At 56.6% G+C, this 23,556-nt stretch carries 18 protein-coding genes and 3 pseudogenes; 11 read left to right on the forward strand and 10 right to left on the reverse strand.

The genetic code is table 11. The features are described from left to right. Positions 1-208 precede the first annotated feature (208 nt). Positions 209-3,451: a response regulator gene (locus tag FS819_RS26385; protein ID WP_234625145.1), complete on the forward strand. Its 3,243-nt coding sequence runs from the start codon at positions 209-211 to the stop codon at positions 3,449-3,451. A 48-nt stretch (positions 3,452-3,499) separates the two neighbouring features. Here FS819_RS26385 and FS819_RS26390 read toward each other — a convergent pair. Further along, positions 3,500-4,099: pseudogene (locus tag FS819_RS26390) on the reverse strand (IS630 family transposase); the annotation flags it as partial. Between the two features lie 74 nt (positions 4,100-4,173). Between FS819_RS26390 and FS819_RS26395 the strand changes: the two are divergent. Next, complete coding sequence (locus FS819_RS26395; RefSeq protein WP_060716676.1) at positions 4,174-5,205, forward strand: IS110 family RNA-guided transposase; 1,032 nt, start codon at positions 4,174-4,176, stop codon at positions 5,203-5,205. Between the two features lie 207 nt (positions 5,206-5,412). Here FS819_RS26395 and FS819_RS26400 read toward each other — a convergent pair whose 3' ends face one another. Next, positions 5,413-5,799, reverse strand: a complete 387-nt coding sequence (locus tag FS819_RS26400) for a helix-turn-helix domain-containing protein (protein WP_060716675.1) — start codon at positions 5,797-5,799, stop codon at positions 5,413-5,415. Between the two features lie 429 nt (positions 5,800-6,228). After that, positions 6,229-8,019: a methyl-accepting chemotaxis protein gene (locus FS819_RS26405; protein ID WP_060716674.1), complete on the reverse strand. Its 1,791-nt coding sequence runs from the start codon at positions 8,017-8,019 to the stop codon at positions 6,229-6,231. 176 nt (positions 8,020-8,195) lie between these two features. Between FS819_RS26405 and FS819_RS26410 the strand changes: the two genes are divergently transcribed. Further along, positions 8,196-8,399, forward strand: coding sequence for a COMM domain-containing protein (locus tag FS819_RS26410; protein WP_060716673.1), 204 nt, complete (start codon positions 8,196-8,198; stop codon positions 8,397-8,399). A gap of 6 nt (positions 8,400-8,405) precedes the next feature. Here the strand turns inward: FS819_RS26410 and FS819_RS26415 are convergent, their stop codons facing one another. The 6 genes and pseudogenes from FS819_RS26415 to FS819_RS26440 form a co-directional block, all read right to left on the reverse strand. Continuing rightward, complete coding sequence (locus FS819_RS26415) at positions 8,406-9,368, reverse strand: HD-GYP domain-containing protein (RefSeq protein ID WP_060716672.1); 963 nt, start codon at positions 9,366-9,368, stop codon at positions 8,406-8,408. A 464-nt stretch (positions 9,369-9,832) separates the two neighbouring features. Further along, complete coding sequence (locus tag FS819_RS26420; protein WP_267967346.1) at positions 9,833-9,955, reverse strand: hypothetical protein; 123 nt, start codon at positions 9,953-9,955, stop codon at positions 9,833-9,835. Next, positions 9,941-10,228: pseudogene (locus tag FS819_RS26425) on the reverse strand (transposase); the annotation flags it as partial. The gene FS819_RS26420 and the pseudogene FS819_RS26425, both read right to left, overlap by 15 nt. Further along, positions 10,203-10,808 (reverse strand): LysE family translocator, encoded by a 606-nt coding sequence (locus tag FS819_RS26430; protein ID WP_060716671.1) that lies wholly within the window; start codon positions 10,806-10,808, stop codon positions 10,203-10,205. The gene FS819_RS26430 and the pseudogene FS819_RS26425, both read right to left, overlap by 26 nt. A 104-nt stretch (positions 10,809-10,912) precedes the next feature. Then, on the reverse strand, positions 10,913-11,398 hold the full coding sequence (locus FS819_RS26435) for an asparagine synthase C-terminal domain-containing protein (RefSeq protein ID WP_060716670.1): 486 nt from the start codon (positions 11,396-11,398) through the stop codon (positions 10,913-10,915). After that, entirely contained in the window at positions 11,358-11,618 is a 261-nt protein-coding gene (locus FS819_RS26440) for a class I SAM-dependent methyltransferase (protein WP_060716669.1), read from the reverse strand. The genes FS819_RS26435 and FS819_RS26440 overlap by 41 nt, the downstream gene beginning before the upstream one ends. A gap of 426 nt (positions 11,619-12,044) precedes the next feature. Here FS819_RS26440 and FS819_RS26445 point away from each other — a divergent pair, with 426 nt between their 5' ends. From FS819_RS26445 to FS819_RS26480, 8 genes and pseudogenes are all read left to right on the forward strand, one after another. Then, entirely contained in the window at positions 12,045-14,123 is a 2,079-nt protein-coding gene (locus FS819_RS26445) for a putative bifunctional diguanylate cyclase/phosphodiesterase (RefSeq protein ID WP_234625146.1), read from the forward strand. Between the two features lie 28 nt (positions 14,124-14,151). Next, a complete protein-coding gene (locus tag FS819_RS26450; RefSeq protein WP_234625150.1) occupies positions 14,152-15,036 on the forward strand; it encodes an amino acid ABC transporter substrate-binding protein in 885 nt (294 codons plus the stop codon). A gap of 61 nt (positions 15,037-15,097) precedes the next feature. Continuing rightward, complete coding sequence (locus FS819_RS26455) at positions 15,098-15,967, forward strand: amino acid ABC transporter substrate-binding protein (RefSeq protein ID WP_234823941.1); 870 nt, start codon at positions 15,098-15,100, stop codon at positions 15,965-15,967. A gap of 177 nt (positions 15,968-16,144) precedes the next feature. After that, positions 16,145-16,297, forward strand: a pseudogene (locus FS819_RS26460) (transposase); the annotation flags it as partial. A gap of 484 nt (positions 16,298-16,781) precedes the next feature. Then, entirely contained in the window at positions 16,782-20,216 is a 3,435-nt protein-coding gene (locus tag FS819_RS26465; protein WP_060716665.1) for a response regulator, read from the forward strand. Further along, positions 20,213-21,052 carry a CheR family methyltransferase gene (locus tag FS819_RS26470; RefSeq protein WP_060716664.1) on the forward strand — a complete coding sequence of 280 codons (840 nt, stop codon included), beginning with the start codon at positions 20,213-20,215 and terminating at the stop codon, positions 21,050-21,052. The genes FS819_RS26465 and FS819_RS26470 overlap by 4 nt, the downstream gene beginning before the upstream one ends. Continuing rightward, positions 21,049-21,615, forward strand: coding sequence for a chemotaxis protein CheB (locus tag FS819_RS26475; RefSeq protein ID WP_234625147.1), 567 nt, complete (start codon positions 21,049-21,051; stop codon positions 21,613-21,615). Before FS819_RS26470 ends, FS819_RS26475 begins: the two co-directional genes overlap by 4 nt. Before the next feature lie 7 nt (positions 21,616-21,622). After that, positions 21,623-22,684, forward strand: a complete 1,062-nt coding sequence (locus FS819_RS26480) for a response regulator (RefSeq protein WP_060716663.1) — start codon at positions 21,623-21,625, stop codon at positions 22,682-22,684. 184 nt (positions 22,685-22,868) lie between these two features. Here FS819_RS26480 and FS819_RS26485 read toward each other — a convergent pair whose 3' ends face one another. Beyond that, positions 22,869-23,450 carry a recombinase family protein gene (locus FS819_RS26485; protein ID WP_060716698.1) on the reverse strand — a complete coding sequence of 194 codons (582 nt, stop codon included), beginning with the start codon at positions 23,448-23,450 and terminating at the stop codon, positions 22,869-22,871. Between the last annotated feature and the right edge of the window lie 106 nt (positions 23,451-23,556).

Here is a 23,556-nt window from a genome sequence, read left to right on the forward strand (position 1 = left end):
GCTTGACAGAGCGTTCTCCGACAAGCAGCCGAGGCCATTGGGAAGACTCCCGTCCACTGTCAGTCCTGTAAACTATCCAAGTCTCATAAGCCCATGCAATCCTAACCTAAAACCCTAATTGCGGGATCCTTCCGGTACTGATAGATCAGTACCTGTTGCTCAATAATCAGAGGAACTGTTTCCACTCAAATTCTTGGCTCAGATGACGATGTCGCCCAAAGCCTCAAATAACTTTCTGCCGCTCGGCAATCCGTGCGCGGACGCGATTGCTCGCTTCGAGTGGAGCGACACGCCCTTGGGCGACCTTGGCCAGTGGTCAAGCCTGCTTCGGAACATGACGTCCTACGTCCTTGGATCCGGTGTTCCCATGGTTTTGCTGTGGGGTGCCCAGGGCACAGTCATCTATAACGATGCCTATGCGAGTTTTGCGGGCTCCCGCCACCCGGGATCGCTCGGACAGACCTTAAGGAGGGCCTGGCCTGAACTGTTGGAGCTTGATCAGAACTTTCTGACAACCGTCCTCTCCGGCAAAACCCTTTCCTATCGCGATCAGCATCTCGTGGTCGAACGCAACAGCGCTCCTCACGATGTCTGGCTGAACATCGATGCCAGCTGCGTCCGGAATGACGACGGCGTACCCTGTGGTGCTGTGATCATCCTCAAGGACACGACTGCCCGGGTTCGTGTCGAGCAGAGACTTCAGATGGCCCAGAAAGCCGGGGGCATCGGCACATTCGAATGGTATCCCGATACGGGCCTGCTCGAGGTTTCCGACGAGTATCGGCGCATCTGGGGACTGTCACCCGACATCGAAGTGACCGATACGCTTTTGGTGAGCCTGCTTCATCCCGACGATCGTTCGAACACAGGACCGGCAAAGCTCGGCAGCGACAATCCGCTCGACTATGTCGAATACCGCAGGCTTTTCGAGACGTCCGGCGAGGTGAGATGGATCGCCCGCCAGGGGGAGGTGGTTTCAGGCTCCGGTGGGGCCAAGCGGTTTGTCGGCGCTGCGATGGACATTACGCCCCGAAAGGCGATCGAAGCATCTGTTCGCGACAGCGAGGCGAAGTGGCGAGAGCTGTTCGAGCAGATGCAGGAAGGGTTCTTCGTCGGTCGCGCTGTGCGTGATGCCGCCGGCCACATGCATGATTTCATATTTGAAGAGCTGAATCCAGCCTTTACCAAGCAGACGGGGATCCCCGCAGAGGACGCCATCGGTCATCAACTGGGCCACATCGTTCCGGACGTTCCCCGCGATCTGATCGATGGCTATGCCAGGGTGGTGGATACAGGTGTCGCGGAGATGCTGGAGGCCCACGTGCCATCGCTCGACCGGTGGTTCGAGGCGCGGGCGCGCGCGCTCGGCGGCGACCGATTTGCGGTGTTGTTCCTCGAAGTGTCCGAGCGCAAGCGCGCCGAACGTCTGGTGGCGGAAAGCGAAGCGCGGTTTCGGTCCCTGGCGCAATCGATGCCCAACCACGTCTGGACGTCGCCACCGGATGGGGCGCTCGATTGGTTCAACGATCGGGTCTATGCCTATAGTGGATCCGCTCAGGGTAGCCTTAACGGTGATGGCTGGGCAGCTATGGTTCATCCGAACGATATCCCTGCGGCCGCCGAAGCTTGGTCCAATGCCCGTGCGATGGAACAGCCTTACGAGGTCGAGTTCAGGCTGCGGCGCCATGACGGGGTCTATCGCTGGCATATCGCCCGCGCGGTTCCCATCAAAGCGAGCGATGGAAAGATCGATCGATGGATCGGCACCAATACCGACATCGACGATCAGAAGGCGGCGGAAACCGCCCTTGCTGAATTCGCGCTGACCCTGGAGCACCGTGTCGAAGCTGGAACTGCGGAGTTGGTGAAGGCGCAGGACGCTTTGCGCCAGGCCCAGAAGATGGAGACAATCGGCAATCTGACAGGTGGCGTCGCCCACGATTTCAACAACCTCCTACAAGTCATTGGCGGGAACTTGCAATTGCTGGCGAAGGATATCGCGGGAAATCACCGTGCTGAAACGCGCGTCGAGAACGCAATGGAGGGTGTGTCTCGCGGCTCGAAGCTTGCGTCGCAACTCCTGGCATTCGGCCGCCGGCAGCCATTGGCACCGAAGGTCGTAAGCCCCGCGCGTCTGATCCGAAACATGGACGAGATGCTGCGCCGCGCGCTTGGCGAATCCATCGAGATCGAGACTGTTATCGCCGGTGGTTTGTGGAACACGCTTATCGACAGCGCCAATCTCGAGAACGCCCTGCTGAACCTGGCGATCAACGCGCGCGATGCCATGGATGGGCAAGGCAAGCTGACGATCGAGGCGGGCAACGCCTTCCTTGACGATGGATATGCGCGTTCTCATGTTGATGTGTCCGCCGGTCAATACGTGATGCTGGCCGTGACGGATACCGGCTCCGGCATGTCGGCGGAAGTCTTGGAAAAAGCGTTCGATCCGTTCTTCAGCACCAAGCCCGAAGGCAAGGGGACAGGTCTCGGCCTCTCGATGGTCTACGGATTTGTCAAACAATCCGGGGGACATATCAAGATTTATAGCGAGCTCGGCCAGGGTACCACCATCAAGCTCTATCTGCCCCGCTCTAGCCAGTCCGAGGACGTTCTTGTCAACATCGATATGGGTCCCATCGTAGGTGGGACGGAAACGATCCTGGTGGCGGAAGACGATAATGCCGTGCGCGAGACTGTCATGGCGACGCTGAGCGATCTCGGTTACCGCGTCCTTCAGGCGCCTGACGCGCAAAGTGCTCTTGCGATTATCGAAAGCGGTATGGCGATCGACCTCCTATTCACCGATGTGGTGATGCCAGGAAATCTCAAAAGCACGGAACTGGCGCGCAAAGCTGTCGAGAGGCTGCCGCAGCTCGGCGTTCTCTTTACGTCGGGCTATACCGAGAATTCTATCGTTCATGCCGGACGGCTGGATCCGGGCGTCGAACTGTTGAGCAAACCCTACACACGTGAGGCTTTGGCGCGAAAGTTGCGTGCCGTATTTGCGAACACGAAGCAACGTATGCTTACCGCCACGACGACACAACAATCCATTCCATCTGTCCCCGGTGATCCGCCGGTGCGATCCCTTGTGGTGCTGATTTGCGAGGATGATGCCCTGATCCGAATGAGCACGCGGGATATGCTGGAAGAGCTGGGTCATTCGGTTCTCGAAGCCGGCGACGCGAGAGAGGCTCTCGGCATTATCAATTCAAATCAGATTGATCTTTTGATGACCGATGTCGGCTTGCCAGATATGTCAGGGGTTGCACTGGTCGAGCGCGTGAGAACAATCGCACCCGATCTGCCTGTACTTTTTGCGACGGGACACGATCGGGTGGAAGGCACGGCGATGGGACCCATGACCAGGCTCGTTCGCAAGCCATTTGGATCAGACGATCTGTCCAAGGCTATCTTGGCGGTAGTCGGGGGAGTGAGCGAAGGATAGTCCAGGAAGCCGTATTTGTGCGACAATAATCCCTAGAGTCTGTCAGGTTTAATATGAACCATATCCTGCATGTCTGAGATAATTTGAGCATTCCTGTGGTGTGAAGAGCTTGAGCAGTTCGCCAATGCGCCTCCACGTTGTTTCGACGGTTCGCTCTTCGGCCTTTCTGACGAGCGTCTTGAGCTTTGCAAACATCATTTCGATGGGGTTGAGATCGGGGCTGTAGGGCGGCAGGAAAAAGAGATGGGCACCGACATCCCGGATCGCGTCACGGGCAGGCTTGCCTTTGTGGCTGCCCAGATTGTCCAGAATGATGACGTCGCCTGCCTTCAATGTGGGAACCAGGCATTGACGGATCCATGCGGTGAAGGCAAGGCCATTGATGGGGCCGTCGAGCACGAAGGGGGCAACGATGCCGTCGCGGCGCAGGCCAGCCAGAAAGGTCAGCGTCTTCCAATGACCATGAGGGACTTTTGCGATGAGAGGCTCTCCGCGCTGACACCAGCCGCAAGTGCGCGTCATGTTGGTCTTGACCCAGGTTTCGTCAATGAAGACAAGCCTGTCCGGGTCAAGCCGATGCTGATGGGTCTTCCACCGCGCTCGGAACCGGGCCACCTTCGGCCTGTCCTGCTCGCTTGCCACCAGTGTTTATGGAATGGCCCGCCCCTTTCCCCAGCGTCTGTTATGATGCTGGCGTGTGAAAGGAAGAAAGGAACGGACCAATGAACATAATGATTCTCGGAATTGATCTGGGCAAGAACTCCTGCAGCGCAGTTGGTGTCGACGCAACTGGTGCGGTGGTTACTCGCCGGACGATGCGTCGCGAGACGCTGATTGATTACGTAGCGAAGCTCCCGATTTGCGTGGTCGCAATGGAAGCATGCTGCGGTGCCCATCATCTGGGTCGCCTGTTTGCTAGACAAGGCCACGAGGTCCGGTTGATGTCGCCGGAGTACGTTCGCCCGTATATCAAAGCCCAGAAGAACGACGACCGGGATGCTGAGGGTATTGCCGAAGCTGCATCTCGACCAACCATGCGTTTTGTCGACCTTAAGAGCGAGGAGCAACTGGACATCCAGACGCTTCATCGGGCGCGTTCTCGCCTTGTGACTGAACGAACGAACCTCATCAATCAGCTTCGCGCGATCCTGTTGGAGCGTGGGGTAATCTTTCCGGTTGGGAGGCGAAAACTCGAGCTTGGCGTGGACAGCATGCTTGCAGGGAGCAATGAGGTCTTGTCGTCGCGACTGTGCCAGCTGGTTGGCGAGTTGCGTGCAGAATGGAAGGAACTCGACACAAAAATCGCAGCTCTGAATACCGAATTTATCCAGTTGGCTCGCGGTGATGCCGCTATGTGCAGGCTGACATCTATCCCTGGAATCGGTGTACTCAATGCGACGGCCCTGGTCGCTGCGGTGGGTGATGCGAGCAGCTTCGCCAAGGCTCGCGATCTGGGCGCTTGGCTCGGATTGGTCCCCAGACAGTACAGTACTGGCGGTAAACCCCGACTGCTTGGGATATCAAAACTAGGCAACACCTATCTGCGCACTCTACTTATTCATGGTGCTCGCGCGGCGTTACCGTCGCTTTCAACGAGTAACACGCCTCTCGGGCGATGGCTGAAGGCCATGATAGAGCGACGCGTACACCGTAACGCTGTGGTTGTAGCGCTGGCGAACAAGCTGGCACGAATGGCGTGGGCCGCCTTGCGCAAGGAAACAGCTTTTGACCGCAGTTACCCGGTAGCTGCGTAATCGGATTGGCTACGCACTATGAAACGCGCAGCCCAACGAAGTTTGCAGGAAGGATCGTGAAGATGGCCTGACAGTCGAACGGCGTTTGGAAAGCCCGGTTAAAAAAATGGCACTGGGTGCCGAAGTGTTTATTGGGGCTCTGAACGTGCGGATGTCCATCTTGGCCATGAGCTTACTCATGAGACCGTATACGTTGACGCAGACTGATCAGCAAATCGTAGAATGCTCTTGCAAGCGGGGCGGGCCATACGTTTTGAAGGTCTTGCCTTCTGCGCGCAGGAACCGCCAGACCGTGTCGTGGGACACGTTGATCCCTGAAGCCTTCAGGTCCGCCGACAGGGCACGCACCGTCCAGTCTGACTTGACCTGCAGCCGCTGACGCACTGCATCGGCCGCAGCCCCCCTCAGGGTTGGCTTGACATAGCCGCCGATCTTCGCTTGCAGCAAGCCTTTGCCCGAACGATTCAACTGTCCGATCCGCACAGCAGATGCCGCCGATATGCCAAACCGCTCCGCTGCGCGGACCGTCATGCCACCGTTCAACGCCCCCGCAATACGCGTTCGTAAATCCAAAGAAAGAGGTCTTGCCATCATCACCGGCCTCCACACCAGCAATGATCTTGAATCACAAAATCAACCACAGGGAATCTGGAGGGTTATTTGAGGTCGCATCGGACGGCGCGGCGAATTCGGGCGGCCTCATGTAAGCCGGATTGAACGAAGGCGCGGGTTGTTTGGCGCTATGGGGATTTAGCCGCGGCGGTGGATGGTGGTTGGCAGGATCGAGCCTTGCCGGAACGCGTCGACAGGTCTGGAAGGAGAGTCGTGCCGGTATTTGCGGTGTCTTTGATGCCCCTATCGGTTGGCTTGCATCGACCGAACTCTTGGTGCTGTTGCGTTTTACCTCGCGCAGGCACGATTGGCCAAAGCACTCGCCTCGCGGCCTGCGTGCCGTACGGTGATGTTCCCAGGCTTCAGAAACGGGCTCCAATGACGCGCCCAGCATAGATCGGCAGTCAGCGGTTAAAATTCCTCCCAGTTTGATTCTTTCGTGGCCAATGCCGCGTTACCGCGTGCGGCCGAGGACGAAACAGGTCTGCGGCTGGCTGGGGGTGAAGACCGGGGCAGGGGTCGCAGCGGACCACCGGTCGATGATGGCATCGATCTCGGTACATCATCGAACCTGAATTGCTCCAGCAGTTCGAACAGCGCGGCTGCCTCACGGGCCAGACTGTGGCTTGCGGCAGTTTGCTCTTCGACCATGGCCGCATTCTGCTGGGTCCCCTGATCGACGGTATTGACCGCCTGATTGATCTCTCCAAGGGCGGTAGATTGCTCGCGAGAGGCTTCGACGATCGCAACGACATTCGTGTTGATGTCGTGCACCTGAGTGGCTATCTCCTGCAAGGCGGAGCCCGCCTTCGTCACGAGAGAAACACCGTTTTGAACCTGCCCGCCCGAAGCAGTGATCAGCATCTTGATTTCCTTTGCCGCCGTCGCAGATCGCTGTGCTAATTCACGAACTTCCTGGGCGACGACTGCGAAACCCTTGCCGGCTTCACCGGCGCGGGCGGCCTCGACGCCGGCATTCAATGCCAGAAGATTGGTCTGGAAAGCGATCTCATCGATGACGCCGATGATGTTGGAGATTTCCCGCGACGAGTTTTCGATCTGATCCATGGCACCGATTGCGTCTCGAACGACCTGACCAGAGTGCTCCGCATGTTCGCGGGCGCGACTGACGAGCTGTCCGGCCTCTTCGGCGCGGCGGCTGGAGTCCTTCACAGTCGTCGTAATCTCTTCAAGTGCCGCAGCTGTTTCCTCGACAGAGGCTGCCTGCTGTTCCGTCCGTTTCGCCAGTTCATCGGCTGCGGTGCGAATCTCGCTCGAACCGGCCGCGATCGCACGTGCATTGTCAGCGACCGTCGCCATCGCTCGCTTCAGCTTTTCGGAGGCGGCATTGAAATCGGTTCGCAGGCGTTCCAGGGACGGGATGAATGGCTTTTCGATATTCTGTGACAAGTCGCCGTTGGCAAGATTGTCCAGGCAACCTGCAAGCTGGTCAACATTTTCGACGCGCCCGGTCACATCGGTCGCAAACTTCACCACCTTGAAGACATTGCCATTCATGTCGAAGATCGGATTATAGGAGGCCTGGATATAGACCTTGCGCCCGCCCTTGCCGATCCGCATGAACTCGTCCGCCACCAGTTCGCCTCCGGCAACCTTCATCCAGAAGTCCCGGTAGGCGGCCGAATTGACGTAGGAACTTTCGCAGAACATCGAATGGCGCTTGCCCTGGATCTCGGACAGGGCATAACCGAGGGTCGACAGGAAGTTTTCATTGGCTGTCAGCACGTCGCCGGCCGGAGTGAATTCGATGATCGCCTGTGCCCGGGACAGAGCCTCTAGCTTGCCGGCATCTTCGGCAGTCTTGAGCTTCTGAGCAGTGATGTCGGTGGCGATCTTGATCACCTTCACTGGCCTGCCACGGCGAATGACCGGATTATAGGAGGCCTCGATCCAGACTTCCTTGCCGCCTTTGCCGATGCGCTTATATTGCTGCTGATCATATTGACCGGCTGAGAGTTTGGCCCAGAATGCCTTGTAATCCGATGACCGCGCATAGCCCTGTTCAACAAACATGCTATGCTGCTTGCCGACGATTTCCGATAGCTCATAGCCGAGCGCGCGGCAGAAATTTTCATTGGCTGTCAATATCTTGCCTGAAAGATCGAACTCGATCATGGCTTGAGATTTTGATAGCGCAGAAAGAATTGCGACAGCATTGGCACCACGATTGAGAATATTCACGGGCGATCCTCCATGGAGACGTTCGTGGCTATACGTCGAGCCACAGTACGAATACTCGCACACTGATATTAATTCGGAATTAATTATAATCGTAACGGTTGCAGTCCAAATACGCGTAGAGATTCGCGAGTGACGGAGAGAAAATACCACAACCAGACCTTGATGAACGAGGGCGCATGGTCGCGCCCCCGCTTCGGGAATTCAATCGCTACATCAAACAGGGAATGTCCTGCATCGTAAACCTCAAGATCGACAAACCGGGCGGAGATACGCAATCGGTGCAATTTTCGATGACACCGGAACAGTGCAGAGAAATCGCCAACAATCTGATGATCTGCGCGCAGGTCATCGAGTTGGAAAGGCCGACTGCCCCGCAATGACGCCTCTCAGTGGATCGTGCCGCTGATAACCATTCTGGAAACGAAGGCCTTCAGCAGATCCGGGTCGAAATGCCCGGTTGAATGTATCATCGTGTCAATTGCCTCCGCCTGCGTCCAGGCCCGCTTGTATGGCCGCACAGTCGTCAATGCCTCATAGACATCGCAGATAGCGGCGATCCGGGCGACAAGCGGAATATCGTTTCCCGCCAATCCATGTGGATAGCCAGAACCGTCGAATTTCTCGTGGTGGGAAAGACATATCTCAAGGACGGCGTTTGAAACGTAGGGCTCTTTCTTCAACATTTCGTAGCCGCGTTGCGGATGAGTGCGGACTAGCGCCAGTTCATCGGCCGTGAGTTTGCCGGGCTTGCGCAACAGTTCCACCGGTAACACCATCTTTCCGAGATCGTGAACAAGCCCTCCAAGGCCGAGTAGGCGGATCTTCTCCTCGTTCAGTCCAAGGTTTCGGCCGAATGTGATCATCAACGCGCTGACGGCCAGCGAATGAAGAAAAGTCCCTTCATCCTTGTCCTTCAGCTTGGCAACGCCGATCAATGCACTTGTCGTCGACATGGCGTCGGACATGACCTTTTCGACGGCTAGACAGGCGGAATCGAATTGAAAGGCGTGATGAAGCTGCGCCTGGACGAGGACGTTTCGAACATAGGGTCGCGTCTCCTCAATAGCCCTTTGCGCCAAGGCAATTTGCTCGCCTGAGAAAAAGCTATGCAGATGGGCTTGAAAGGCGGCGGGGTTCAGCCCCTCGGGAGGGAACGCGGTATCGGTGTCGATGCCCTTCTGTGTGTCAATGACGACGCTGATAGCATGGCTTGCCATCATGCGATCGAGATCCAGCGAGGATTTAATCAGAAACCGCCCATGCGGTTTCGCAGGGTCGAGAGCTGTCCCTTCCAGCTCCTCGACAAACATTCCCACGCGGACCTGATGCAGCCTGATCCTCTTTCGCAACTAGCTCTCCCCAGAAGTCTCCCTTTACTGCCACGCGATAATGAGCATTCTTCCTACGATATGACTAATAGTCCATGGTGTGGAGTGGGGCAATCACCTGAGGCACCAACCCGGGCAGCGCTCGCAATCTACATGTGCGCCGAACCGGAACGCGGATTTCGATAGCCTGTGCAGGAGGCTGTTCAATCTGAATGAGCCACCGGAGCGCCCTGCCGGACCTGGAATTCCGATCGACGGTTCTGGATAGAGAGGCCTGACATAACTCGAACAGGAGGTGGCAATGCCCGAAATCCCTGCAAAGGGCTCTGCCGTGGCCAGAACGATGTCCATGCCATTGGTTTGGAGTGGGCAACTGAGACCCGAACCTCCTCCAGATACTCTTCCTATTGTCGGAGGAAGAGCTGGATGTCGGCGAACTGGCTATGCGGGTGGGCCTTGAGCGATCGGAGGTGTCGCGGCATCTATTAAAGCTCGCGCCATCGGCTGCGTTCGAGCGTGCCGATGTTTCCACGGTGTTCTCTATGTCTGTCATACGAGAAGGTGAAGTCCTGGGCATCTGCGCCCTTTTCGCCGGTGCTGTCGATCATCAGCCATTCCAGGTCAGCTTCGCGCGCCAGAACCCGAAAGCATCTGGTCAAGTACGCCCATCTCGATCCAGCGGTAATAGCGCCGTTTCACCGAGCGATAGTCCCCCAGCCGCGCCGGCAGGTCGCGCCAGCGTCCGCCCGAACGGCCATCCATAATAACGCATCAAGGAAATCCCGGTCGTCGGTGCGCGGACCACGACGACCTTTGGTCCCACTAGGCACAAAAGCCTTGATGCTCCTGATGTTATTAGCGACTTGCAACCAGCACGCCAGCGCCAATCATGAGCGCCCCAGCGCCACGGTTCAACACGCCGAGCTTCTTCGGATCGGTAAGAGCGGATTTTGCCCTCTGTCCCAGATACACGTGCCCACCTACGACCACGACCTCGATGAGCGCGATGATCGCCAGCAATTCCAGTGTGTCAGACACTGTTAGTGGCCGAATGCCGAGAACTCCCGGTAGGAGCGCGAGGTAGAAGATTGGCATCTTGGGGTTGGATATGTTCAAAAGAAACCCGGTTAAGAAGAGCCATACCAAGCCGCCGCGCATCACCCGGGGCTTAATGTCCGGTTTCGATCTCCACATCATAACGCCTGTGTAGATCAGATACATGGCACCCACATACTGAATGAATCGCAGCTTCTCGTTCATGTATTGGGCAATTGCATTGAAGCCAATTGCCGCGAAGATGACGAACAGAAAGATGCTGCAAACGACCCCAACACCATACGCAATTCCGTGCGCCGGGCCGTTGGAGACAGTTTTGGAAAAAATCGTAAGGTTGTCCGGGCCTGGGCTCGCGGCGAATACGAAGAAAGCCAAGCAAAACGTAAGAATTGTCTGAGTGTCCATTCGCTGCTCCTCTGTTCGCTAAATTCATCGAAATTAAAGTTGCCGCCATCGAAATAGTCAGTGCCGACTTTCTTGTGTCGTTCGGTAGGCGCATTGTACCCGAATTAGAGAAACATCGCCAACGCGTTGCGAATTTGAGGACCGTCGATATTGTCTGGGAGCAGTATATCAGAAGGGCGAGTGGCATCGGTGAGCGCACGAAATATTTGGTCGTGGATCCCAATCCCTTCCGGTATTCTAATCTTAGGACGGTCAATCATATAGTCCGGAATATCACCCCGGAATGCTTCGCGGAGTACGAACTTCTCAACGCCGGTCCTGACCTTCAAATCGAAGGGGAAAGCCATGGCGAACTCGATAAGCCATCGATCTAGGAATGGGAACCGGCACTGGATCGAGCTTGCCATACTGCTGCGATCGGTACGCTGAAGATCCGTACGGAAGAGATTATTCAGCCTGTAGGTCGAGAGAGCGTAGGGATCTTTGGCCGTTTTGAATAGACCATATCGCGCAAAAATCTCATCGCTTCCATCTCCCGACAGCGCAATCTTAAAGCCATTCGCCCGGACCCCGGCATAAACGGATGCCATTTGTTAGCATATCCGAGATGTCGACGGGCTCGAAGAACTCTCCGCTGAAGATTGAATTGCGAATGTTGCGTTTGTTCTGTCCACTTTGAAATTCCGTCACGATATGCGGAATGCCGCGCTCGGCGCAAAAACGCCGCGCATATTCCAGATCTGTGGAATTTTGAGTGCTGATCGGAAACGCTGTGACGTCCCGATGATATTTTGCGGCCAGATGGAGCACGATTGTGCCGTCGAGGCCGCCCGAGAAGATCAGTCAGTCTGGAATGTGATTTGGACACCTTTGGGAAGATCAAAACCTTAAATCGTCACTACGCCCTAAGGACAAATGCCGTTTTCGCGTGTCTCGCCGCCCACCGTTAATCAGTCTTCAAGCGATCTGATCCACCATAGTAAATCGTGCAAGTTGCTTTTGCCGGTCTTCCATAGTCCTGCGTTTTGATGATGGAGCTGATAGATATTGATGACCAGGGATTCCGCGCATGCAATACCGGTTGCTGTGTTATCCCCGTTGCGCAATCGGCCGCGCATCCAGAAATTGTCGCTTGTTGTTCGCCAGTGGCGGCGGTCGCTTGGGGCGAAAATCACCCTCGTGCTTCTGGTTGGTGTAATCTTTGCCTATGGCGTCGGAGCGATGCTTGGTCTGACAATGTTCGTGTCCGCCGCCCGTGAACAACGCGAGACCCAAGCGAAAATCAACATACAGATCGCCAGCGCCGCACTCCGTAGCGTCTATACTTACGTTTCAGCCACTGTCGATGCCAATGGCCGGATCGCCCGCATCGTCTCCTCCCAACCTGTCGGTGACGATGCGTCCGTTCTGTTGACAGGCTTCAGCCCCGTTGACGTACTGGCATCCATTTCAGCGCAGACCACGAACAATGCGTGGCTGTTCAGCTATGACAGCCAGACAAAGACGTTCCTTCCCATTGCCTCGTCATTCACCGGCACCGAAAACCCTGAAAACATTACCGTTACGGGAGACATTTTCTCGAAGCTGGCCGATGACCAACAGCTGACAACAGGCTTTGCCTCGATTGGCGGGACGATGCACTACGTCGGCTTGCTGCCTATATCCGACGGCGCCGGCCGACTGATGGGAGCGGTTGCCACGAGCATCGGCAGGGCAGACGAGCTTCGTCGCGCTCAGGAAGCTCTCATTCGTAATTCCCTTATCGTGTTTTTCGGCATTCTCTGCCTGACAGGCTTTACCGTGACCTCCATTGCGCGTCGCCTTTTTAAACCGTTCCCCCAGCTCGTCCACGCGACTTTGCGGGTAGCCCGCGAAGACACCGATATCGTGACGCCCTTTCAAAATCGCGCAGATGAGATCGGCGACCTTGCGGTTGCGATTGAAACCTTGCGGGAGGCGGTTGTGGAGCGCGCACGCCTGCGCGAGATCCGAGACATGGCGATACAAATGGAGCATATGGCTCACCACGACGCCCTAACCGGCCTGCCGAACCGCGCTTTGCTGATGAAACGTCTCGACGATGCTGTAGCAAGGTGTTCTGCCATGCAAGGCGGATCTAATATTCTTCTTCTCGATCTGGACCGGTTCAAAGCCGTCAACGACACGCTTGGCCATGGCGCTGGCGATGCGCTTTTGATTGAGACTGCAGACCGTATCCGGTCCTTGATCGAGGTCGATGACGTCGCGGCTCGTCTTGGCGGCGACGAGTTTGCGATAATTCAGCGGGTAAGGGCTAACTATCGCCCGGAAGCAGAAGCTCTTGCCAAGCAGTTGATCGAAAGTCTCTCGCAGCCGCTTGCGATCGGCAACCAACAGGTAAAAATCGGGACCAGCATCGGCATCGCCTCCATGCCTGTCCACGGGGTGTCCGCAGACCAGGTTCTGCAAAATGCCGACCTCGGGCTTTACCGCGCCAAGTCCAAAGGGCGCGGCACATTTGCCTTCTTCGAGGAGGGCATGGACATGGCTGTTCAAGGGCAGCATGCCTTAGCAATCGAACTTCGAACCGCGATACAAAAGCAGGAGTTCGAGCTGCACTTTCAGCCCATCGTCGACTTCAGCAGTGGGGCCACCTGTGCATTCGAGGCATTGATCCGCTGGCGCCATCCCAAGTTAGGGCTGGTTGCGCCGGACCGATTTATCTCCTTGGCGGAGGAGACGGGTTCCATAACCGAACTGGGAAATTGGGTTCTGCAAACTGCTTGTGCCGAGGCGATGAGGTGGGAGAAGCATATTAAGGTGGCAGTCAATATTTCCGCCCTCCAGTTGCGCGAGCCGGATTTCGCACCAGACGTCCTCAGGATGCTGAGCGTGTCCGGGTTGGAACCAGAGCGCTTGGAACTTGAAGTGACTGAAAGCCTCGTCCTGGAAGATGAAGTCAGTATAGCCGCATTGACTGCCTTGGCTAAGGCCGGAGTTTCCATCGTCCTCGACGATTTCGGGACAGGTTATGCATCGCTCATCTCGCTTCTGCGCGTGCCGTTCAAGAAATTAAAGATCGACCGCGCCTTCGTCTCCGGGTTGCCACACGACGCTCCGTCGGCGACAGTCGTCGCAGCGGTCATTGCCTTGACGCGGCAATTAGACATCACAGTGACTGCCGAAGGGGTGGAAAACGAGGCCCAGGCTGAAATCCTCAGGCTCTCCGGCTGCACGCAAGGGCAGGGATACCACTTCGGCCGACCGTCTCCTTCTGTCGTTCCCGGCATCCATAGCAGCGAAACACGTCCGGATTCGCGGTCAAAAATTTCATAGGAAAAAGCGAGGATTTTGCATGCGCAGCATTGGTACCGCACTGACCGCCCTGACACTTGCTTGCGTGGCAACTGCTAACGCGCTGGCTGGCGAAGCCACGCTCGACAAGATCGCAAGGAGCGGTGTCATTACTTTAGGCTATCGCCAGACCGAACCTCCGTTTTCGTACAAGACGCCGTCCGGAGACATCATCGGGTTCTCGATGGACCTTTGCCAGCATGTTGCGGCGGATATTGGCAAGCACCTCAAACGAGAAGATCTCAAATTAGAATATGTTCTTGCAACGCCGGCGACACGTTTCATCCTCGTCAAGAACGGGACGATCGATATCGAGTGCGCGGCAACCACCAACAATGCCGAACGGCGCAAAACAGTTGAATTTTCCTATCCTGACTTTCTGACCGCTACCCAGTTTGTGACGCGCCGAAGCGACAGCATCACGTCAATCGAGGATCTTACCGGTCGAACAGTGACGTCGGCGTCGGGTACGGTGAATATCGATCAACTCAATACTATCAACCGTGAGAAGAAGCTCAGCATAGCGGTGATAGCGACCAAGACCAATGAGGAGGCCTTCAATCTGGTCGTGTCCGAGCGGGCGCATGCTTTCGTGATGGACGGTATCCTACTTGCTGCCATGATCGCCCAGTCGGATGATCCGTCAAAATATTTGCTGTCCGAGGATATGCTGAGCAAGCCAGAGCCTTACGGCCTGATGCTTCGGAAAGACGACGAGGCGTTCAAAACGGTCGTCAACGACAGTCTGCGTAAACTGTTCATGAGCCCTGAGATGGATGCTATCTACGCGAAATGGTTCACATCACCGATCCCGCCGTCGGGCATGAACCTCAATCTTCCGATGTCTGGGGTCCTGAAGAAGGCTTATGCTGATCCAGTGGAGTATAAGGATTGACGTCTTTTCTACTTTGAGGGGGACATTGAATATGTTGAAGACGAGACGCCTGAGACTTCTGTTGGTATTCGTTCTGGTTGCTTTTACCGGAAAGGGGGCTTTTGCAGAAAATTCTCCGATACTCGATAGAATTCTGCAAACCGGGATCATCCGGATAGGATATTCGACAGATGACGCACCTTTCTCGTTTCTGGACGCGTCTGGTAAGCCGATCGGTTACTCGATCGATTTATGTTTGCGAATTGTCGACAGCTTGAGGCAAAAGTATACTCGGCCAGACCTGAAGATCGAATACGAGCCACGCTCAGCGGCGAACCGGTTTGCAAAGGTCATGGACGGGACGATTGATATCGAGTGTGTTTCGACCACGAACACCGCCGAACGTCGAAAGAGCGTGGCATTTTCCTATGCTCATTTTTTGACGGCGACCCAGTTCGTTTCTCTCAAGGCGAGTAACCTACATAGAATTGAAGATCTCGCTGGTCGAACGGTGACTTCGCCGGTGGCCACAAACAATATCGGTTATCTCAATAGCATCAACCGCAGCCGAAATCTCCACATCGCGGTTGTGCCAAGTAGCGACCAGCCGACCGCTTTTGCGATGGTGACCGAGGGGAGGGCATCGGCCTATGTCATGGATAGCATTCTGCTGGCAGTAACCATAGCAAACTCCGGAGCTCCGGAGAAATATAACCTTTCAGACGACTCTCTCATGGCTCCGGAACCCTACGGCCTGATGTTCAGGAAGGGCGACAATACTTTCAGGGAAGATGTCAACGCGGCATTGCGTCAGATTTTCCAAGGAGATGAAATCAAGGACACGTACGATCGCTGGTTCATGTCACCAATTCCACCCAACGGAATCAATCTCAATTTCCCGATGTCGTCGGCCCTGCGAACGATCCTGCATAACCCCGCCGATCAACAGTAATACCGGATTTCGCTGATCGCCACCTGGGGTCAGGACGTATTAATCTTTGAGTTGACTTCAAGGAGATGATTCAAGGTTGCAGGAGGATACTGCCTTGTCTCACTTGCTGATGATGACTTCGGAACAGATGCGCCGGATTGAGCCTTATTTCCCGTTGTCGCACGGGGTGCCGCGAGTAGCGATCGACGGGTTTTGAGCGGCACCCTGTTCGTGATCCGCAATGGCCTTCGATGGGGGGATGCCCCTGCAGACTATGGCCCGCACAAAACCATCTACAATCGCTTCATCCGGTGGATCCGGCCTGGTGTGTTCAATCGCATCCTTGCATAACTGGCAGCTCAAGGCGGGGAACCAGACAATCTGATGATCGATGCAACCCATCTTAAAGCGAATCGCACCGCTGCCAGTCTGCTTAAAAGGGGCTCTACCCCGATGTATCGGACGCAGCCGTGGCGGACTGATCACCAAGCTGCAAGTAGTCTGCGGCGGCCATGGCCGCCACGTCTGTTACATCTAAGCGAACGGCAGGCAAACAATCACAAAACCGCTGCAGCCGTAGTCCATGACTTTCCAAAAAACCCACACCTTGCTCGCCGATAGGGGGCCCAAAGTCATAAGGGATTTTAAGAGCGTCTTCTGGCCATGGAGTGTTATCTTCCAGCTGCTCAGACTTATCGCTCCGGGGTTTATGGCAGGTGATCGCGCGTGGCGGTCTTTTCCAGTTGACACCCACAATGGCATGCTCTTCACAGGAACGATCATTTCTAATCGCTTGCTGATCCCTTCCCGCCCACCCTGAAAACGAGAATCACCTATGAAGAAAAGCGCTGCGCCCGATCCGTCACGCCGAAACCTCGGTCTCGATCCCGGCGTTGCCCTTGGCCTTTTAGGCGCGATAATCTTCTTCCTAATCAGCGGGTTTGTTGCCAATTTCAACCTGCAGGCTTTGCGCGATGGCAATGAGAAGGTTGTCCAGACGCATGTCGCCATCGTCGCGCTGGACGAGCTGCTTTCTCATCTGCAGGATGCTGAAACCGGACAGCGGGGTTTCCTGCTGACCAATAACGAAAGTTATCTGGCACCCTACAATGCGGCGCTACGAGCAATCCCGACGCAACTCGATAAAATCGCGCAGTTAAGTGGGTCCAATATCGGACAGAGCCCGCGACTGACTGCGCTCCGGCAGCATGTCGATGGCAAACTTTCCGAACTTAACGAGACGATCGAACTTCGCCGCACGGCAGGGCTGGAGGCGGCACTTGCCGTCGTCAACTCCGACCGCGGGAAGCTCGAGATGGATGCTATCCGCGCTCAAATCTCCGCCTTGGCGCAGGGACAAACAGAGGTTCGGGTGCAGCGGCTCGCCGAAATGAACGCTGCACAGCAGAGAGCACTTCTCAGTACGCTTCTAGCGGGGCTGCTCGGCATCGGACTAACAGTGGCGATTGGCTTGTTGATGCGCAGGGCCACTATGGCTCGGAGACGAGAAGAATGGCTTCAGTCCGGAGAAGTCGGCTTGTCCGGCGCTTTGTTGGGCGATCAACCGATGGAACAGCTCGGCAATAGCATCCTCGACTTCCTGACGCGCTATGTCGGCGCTGTCGCGGGAGCCGTATTCACCGGCGCCGGCGATCACTATCAGCGCGCTGCCGTCTACGGCATTCCGGATGACGCTAGCGTCCCGATGCGGTTCAAAGCCAGAGAAGGTCTTTTGGGGCAAGCTGCTGCTGAAGGTAGAGCAATGATGGTGGGCGAGGTGCCAGATGGCTATCTCGCCTTCGGCTCCGCTCTTGGACGGGATAAGCCGAAGCATCTGGTCATCCTGCCGGGACGCGTCGACGGCACTGTCAATTCCGTCATCGAGCTGGGCTTTCTGCGTCCGATCGACGAACGCATCGTCACGCTCCTGGAACGCGCTTCGGAAGCCGTCGCCATCGCCGTGCGGTCCGGAATTTATCGCAGTGAGCTTCAGAATCTGCTCGAAGAAACGCAACGTCAGTCGGAGGAGCTGCAGACCCAGAGCGAGGAGCTGCGCGTATCGAATGAAGAGCTGGAGGAGCAGGGCCGGGCGCTGAAGGAGTCGCAGGCGCGCCTTGAACAGCAACAGGTTGAACTTGAGCAGACAAATTCACAGCTCGAAGAGCAAGCCCAAGCGCTGGAGGTTCATAAGGATGATCTTGAACGGTCAAACGCTTCTGTTCAGCTCAAGGCGCGGGAGCTTGAGCAAGCAAGCCGATACAAGTCTGACTTCCTCGCCAACATGTCGCACGAACTGCGCACGCCGCTCAATTCCTCGCTGATCCTTGCGAAGCTGCTCGCCGACAACCCGAACGAAAATCTCACCGCCGAGCAGGTCAAGTTCGCACAGACGATCCAGTCTTCAGGCAACGATCTTCTGAACCTGATCAACGATATTCTCGATCTGTCCAAGATCGAAGCTGGCCATGTCGACATACGGCCCGAAGTGGTAACGGTCGAGCAACTGGCCGGCAACCTGCGGCAAGTCTTTCAACCCTTGGCAGCCGACAAGAAGCTTGATTTTTCGGTCGAGATTGGCCCCGATTGCCCCGCGACCATCGAGACCGATCAGCAGCGCCTCGAACAGGTGCTGAAGAACCTCCTTTCCAACGCCATCAAATTCACGGAAGCCGGCCGGGTAAGACTGTCGATCCGATCGGTTTCCGACGGTCAGGTTGCCTTCTCCGTGTCAGACACTGGCATTGGCATCGCCAAGGAGCAGCAGCGAAGCGTTTTCGAGGCGTTCCACCAGGCTGACGGCACGATCAGTCGAAAGTATGGGGGCACCGGTCTGGGACTGTCGATTTCCCGTGAGCTCGTGCGCCTCCTGGGCGGCTCTCTCGGACTGGAAAGCCAGCCGGGCGAGGGCAGTACCTTCACGCTCGCCATTCCGCCAGCCTACGATCCAGCCAAAGTCGCACCGCGCGACGCGCCCCCAAGCGCTGCCGTTGAGTCGGAGCGGCCGTCGTCGGAACTGGCCCGACCGGTAACCCCAAGACCAGCGTCGAAGGTCGAGGATGATCGTGATACATTGACCGACGCGAAACGCGTGCTTTTGGTCATCGAAGACGACGCATCATTTGCTGGCATCGTCCGTGATCTGTCTCGTGAGATGGGATTCCGCTCTCTGGTCGCTGGAACGGCCGAGGAAGCCTTGAACCTCGCCAAGGAATATATGCCGAGCGCGATCATCCTCGATGTCGGTCTACCGGATCAGTCCGGGCTTGCCGTCCTCGACCGGCTCAAGCACGATGTGCAGACGCGCCATATCCCAATTCACATTGTCTCGGGCAGCGATCATGCGGAGACCGCTCTGTCGCTTGGCGCAGTCGGATACGCCGTCAAGCCCGTCATGCGCGAGCAACTGGTCGAAGTGCTGGAGAAGCTCGAGTTCAAGCTGTCCCAGGGCGTACATCGGATCCTCATCGTCGAGGACGACCCGGTGCAGCGCGATGCCGTTGCAAGGTTGCTGAGTTCTGGCGATGTCGAGACTGTCACCGCCAGCACCGCCGCCGAATGCCTGGAACTGCTCAAGCAGCAGACCTTCGACTGCATGGTGCTGGATCTATCCTTGCCGGACGCCTCCGGCTATTCCCTGCTTGAAACGCTGAGCCGCGAGAGCGCCTACGCGTTTCCACCCGTTATCGTCTACACTGGACGCGACCTTTCGGCCGACGACGAACAACGTCTTCGCCGCTATTCAAAATCGATCATCATCAAGGGAGCAAAGTCGCCCGAGCGCCTGCTCGACGAGGTGAGCCTGTTCCTTCACAAGGTGATTTCCGAACTGCCGGACGAACAGCAGAAAATGATCCGCAAGGCCCAGAACAGGGATTCGCTTCTTGAAGGCCGCCGCGTTCTCGTCGTGGAAGATGACGTCCGCAATGTCTATGCCCTCACCAACATCCTTGAGCCCCGCGGTGTTGTCATTCAGATTGCGCGTAACGGCCAAGAGGCACTTGATGCTCTCCAGACCGCATCGTCGGCGGCAAGCGCGGCGATCGATCTTGTGCTCATGGACGTCATGATGCCCGTCATGGACGGCCTCACCGCCACGCGAGAGATTCGTAAAAATCCGGCATGGAAGAAGCTGCCAATCATCACGCTGACTGCCAAGGCCATGCCCGATGATCAACAGCGTTGCATCGATGCCGGCGCCAACGACTATATGGCAAAACCATTGGATGTCGAAAAACTATTGTCGCTCGTCCGTGTGTGGATGCCGAAATGAGCGAGACGCCCGCGCCGGAAAAGATCGAAGACATCGAGATCCGCCTCCTGCTGGAGGCCTTGTTCCTCAAATACCACTACGACTTCCGCAACTACGCGATGGCCTCGATAAAGCGACGCCTCAAGCAGGCTCGCCAACAGCTTGGGTTCGAGACCTTTTCGGCAATGCAGGAAAGTCTGCTCCACGATCCCGGTATGTTGCCGAAGCTCCTACGGTATCTTACCGTCCAGGTCAGCGAGATGTTTCGCGATCCGAGCTATTTCAAGGCGATCCGGGAGAAGGTGGTGCCGCATCTGCGAACCTATCCTTCGCTCAAGGTTTGGGTTGCCGGATGCAGCGAAGGTGAGGAGTTGTACTCGCTGGTTATCCTGTTTCGCGAGGAGGGCCTGGAAGACCGCACGCTGTTTTACGCAACCGATATCAATCAGGAGGCACTGCAGTCGGCCGAGGCAGGTATCTATGCTTTGGAGCGGGTTCAACTTTTTACCGAGAACCACCGAAAGTCCGGGGGGAAATCCTCTCTGTCCGATTACTACCAAGCCGCCTATGGCAGCGTGGTCTTCGACAGCACCCTGCGCCGCAACGTCCTGTTTTCGGATCACAGCCTCGTCACCGATGCTGTGTTTGCCGAGATGCAGCTGATCTCCTGCCGGAATGTCATGATCTACTTCGATCGTCCCTTGCAGGACCGAGCGCTTGGACTGTTCAAGGATTCTCTCGCTCGCAAGGGTTTCCTCGGCCTTGGCTCCAAGGAGAGTCTCCGCTTTTCGAACCAAGGTGGTTCTTTCTCGGACTTTGTGCGAGAGGAGAAAATCTATCAGAGGCGGGGTGAATGATGTCGGTAAATCCCGAAGCGATCGTAATCGGTGCGTCAGCCGGCGCTCTTGAGGCACTATCGGCGATTTTGCCGGTTCTGCCGCGAGACTTCCGATTACCGATCATTGTTGTCGTGCACGTTCCGCCGGACAAACGTAGCGTCATGGCCGAGCTTTTCCAGGCGAAGTGCCAACTTTCGGCGCGTGAGGCCGAGGACAAGGAGCCGCTCGCCGGCGGGACGATCTATTTCGCGCCGCCGGACTATCATCTACTGCTTGAAGCCGATAGGAGCCTTGCACTGTCTAGCGACGAGCCCGTCCTCTTCTCCCGCCCCTCGATCGACGTTCTATTTGAGAGCGCCGCGGACGCTTACGGGCCGGCCTTGATCGCAATCGTGCTCACGGGCGCCAACAGCGATGGCGCCAAGGGGTTGCAGGCTGTAGTAGACGCAGGGGGAGCGGCGCTTGTCCAGGATCCAGCGGATGCGTTCGCGTCCGCAATGCCCGAAGCTGCCATTCAATTGTGTCCGAGTGCCCGTGTCTTGTCGCTCGACGCGATCGCAGAATATTTAAGAGAGGTTTAAGACGAATATGGAGCCTGTGCCGTTTCTACTGGTCGATGACCTTGAGGAAAACCTCCTGTCACTGGAAGCGCTGCTTCGTCGCAATGATCTTCTTATTCTCAAGGCAAAATCGGGCGATCAGGCTTTGGAAATTCTGCTGCACAACGACGTCGCTCTGGCGCTCGTCGACGTGCAGATGCCGGGTCTCAATGGGTTCGAGCTTGCGGAGTTGATGCGCGGCAATGAGCGAACCCGACGCATCCCGATCATCTTCGTCACCGCAGGCACCACCGACGCGCATCGCCGCTTTCGCGGTTACGAGGCAGGTGCCGTCGATTTCATTCAGAAACCGATCGAACCGGATATTCTGCGCAGCAAGGTTGACGTTTTTTTTGAGCTCTATCGCCAGCGGCAACAGCTTGCAGCGCAACGCGACGAACTCGTAAAACATGCCCAAGCGCTGAAAGATGCCGCCGGCCACAAGGATATCCTGCTCCGCGAGATCAACCACCGCATCAAAAATCTCTTCAGCCTGGCTGCCGGGCTGATATCGCTGAGTGCCCGGCCTGCCACCAGTGTTGCCGAGCTTGAAACCGATCTTCGGTCTCGTATGCATGCGCTGGCACGAGCCCATGAACTGACATTACCCGACTTTGAGACAGGCAACGATGGTGGCCAGATCGCGACCACGGTCACCGCACTGCTGAAAGCGATCGTGGCGCCGCATGATCACGCAGAGGGTTCTCGCATAACGATCACCGGTTCGGACGCGCCATTGACAGGCACCGCCCTCACATCGCTTGCACTACTTTTGCACGAACTGACCACCAATGCCGCCAAGTACGGTGCACTATCGACATCCGAGGGACGCCTGACCATCGATGTTACTGCGGCCGAAGAACTTCTGCATTTGAGGTGGGACGAGAGAGGCTCTCCGCCACCGCCCGAAGTATCGACAAGGGCAGGCTTCGGAACGACCTTGGAAAAAGCTGCCTTGCAAGGATTGAACGGCGCGATCTCCAGGGATTGGACGAGTGAAGGCCTATCGCTGACGCTCGAAATTCCGTTGGAAAGTTTGGTCAAGACCTGACGTCGTGGGAGCCGTGTGCCCTTGGAATGTCAAATTGGAACGCGAACTCATCTGCCTTATCTCTTGAACGGGAGCCGACCGCGGTGCCTCCCATGGTCGCCGAGTTTAGATTCTGGGTGGACATCTCTGGCTTCACGACACGAAAGTGGCGAATCTGTCCGACTTTTAAGAACGTATCCGGAACTCAGGTTGGTTTGACCGTGGATGTCGTTGCTTTTTCGGCCTTGAGAGCTTCGTAGAGGGCGGTTTTCCCGATTTTCACGCGGGCCGCGGCTTCCCGGACGTTCAAACCGGCCGCCAGATGCTGGCGGGCTTTGGCAAGTTTGTCCGGGGTTACGACGACTTGTCGGCCACCGCGTCGGCCGCGTTCCTCTGCGGCTTGCAGACCGGCACGTGTTCGTTCCCGGATCAGATCGCGCTCGAACTGTGCCAGCGCGCCGAACAGGTGGAAGACCAGGCGACCGCCGGATGTCGTGGTGTCGATGTTTTCGGTGATGGATCGGAAGCCGACGCCTTTGGCCTCCAGTTCGGTGATGATCTCGATGAGGTGCTTCATCAACCGGCCGAGGCGGTCGAGCTTCCAGACTGTGAGCGTGTCGCCGTCGCGAACGTAGCGGATCGCCTCCGCCAATCCGAGTCGGTCAGTCTTCGTGCCGGATGCCTTATCCTCGAACAGCCTTTCACAACCTGCTTTGCGCAAAGCGTCGAGTTGCAGGGCGGTGTCCTGGTCGCCGGTGGAGACCCTTGCATAGCCGATAGCGGTCATGAGACGTGGTTTGTCCGATTTGCCGTTTCATGACAAGGTTTGCGGACAAGAACTGTGGATGCCGCGAAACGTTCGTTTGTCGGACACGCATTTTCCGTTTCGCTGC

It is taken from the genome of Allorhizobium sp. Av2 (assembly GCF_021462805.2).
GTDB classification, from domain to species: Bacteria; Pseudomonadota; Alphaproteobacteria; order Rhizobiales; family Rhizobiaceae; genus Allorhizobium; species Allorhizobium vitis_G.

Coding starts and splice junctions, on each gene's coding strand:
- FS819_RS26385 (WP_234625145.1), top strand. CDS start 209: ATGTCGCCCAAAGCCTCAAATAACTTTCTGCCGCTCGGCAATCCGTGC.
- FS819_RS26395 (WP_060716676.1), top strand. CDS start 4,174: ATGAACATAATGATTCTCGGAATTGATCTGGGCAAGAACTCCTGCAGC.
- FS819_RS26400 (WP_060716675.1), bottom strand. CDS start 5,799: ATGATGGCAAGACCTCTTTCTTTGGATTTACGAACGCGTATTGCGGGG.
- FS819_RS26410 (WP_060716673.1), top strand. CDS start 8,196: ATGGTCGCGCCCCCGCTTCGGGAATTCAATCGCTACATCAAACAGGGA.
- FS819_RS26420 (WP_267967346.1), bottom strand. CDS start 9,955: ATGATCGACAGCACCGGCGAAAAGGGCGCAGATGCCCAGGACTTCACC.
- FS819_RS26430 (WP_060716671.1), bottom strand. CDS start 10,808: ATGGACACTCAGACAATTCTTACGTTTTGCTTGGCTTTCTTCGTATTC.
- FS819_RS26435 (WP_060716670.1), bottom strand. CDS start 11,398: ATGGCATCCGTTTATGCCGGGGTCCGGGCGAATGGCTTTAAGATTGCG.
- FS819_RS26445 (WP_234625146.1), top strand. CDS start 12,045: ATGTTCGTGTCCGCCGCCCGTGAACAACGCGAGACCCAAGCGAAAATC.
- FS819_RS26465 (WP_060716665.1), top strand. CDS start 16,782: ATGAAGAAAAGCGCTGCGCCCGATCCGTCACGCCGAAACCTCGGTCTC.
- FS819_RS26470 (WP_060716664.1), top strand. CDS start 20,213: ATGAGCGAGACGCCCGCGCCGGAAAAGATCGAAGACATCGAGATCCGC.
- FS819_RS26475 (WP_234625147.1), top strand. CDS start 21,049: ATGATGTCGGTAAATCCCGAAGCGATCGTAATCGGTGCGTCAGCCGGC.
- FS819_RS26480 (WP_060716663.1), top strand. CDS start 21,623: ATGGAGCCTGTGCCGTTTCTACTGGTCGATGACCTTGAGGAAAACCTC.
- FS819_RS26485 (WP_060716698.1), bottom strand. CDS start 23,450: ATGACCGCTATCGGCTATGCAAGGGTCTCCACCGGCGACCAGGACACC.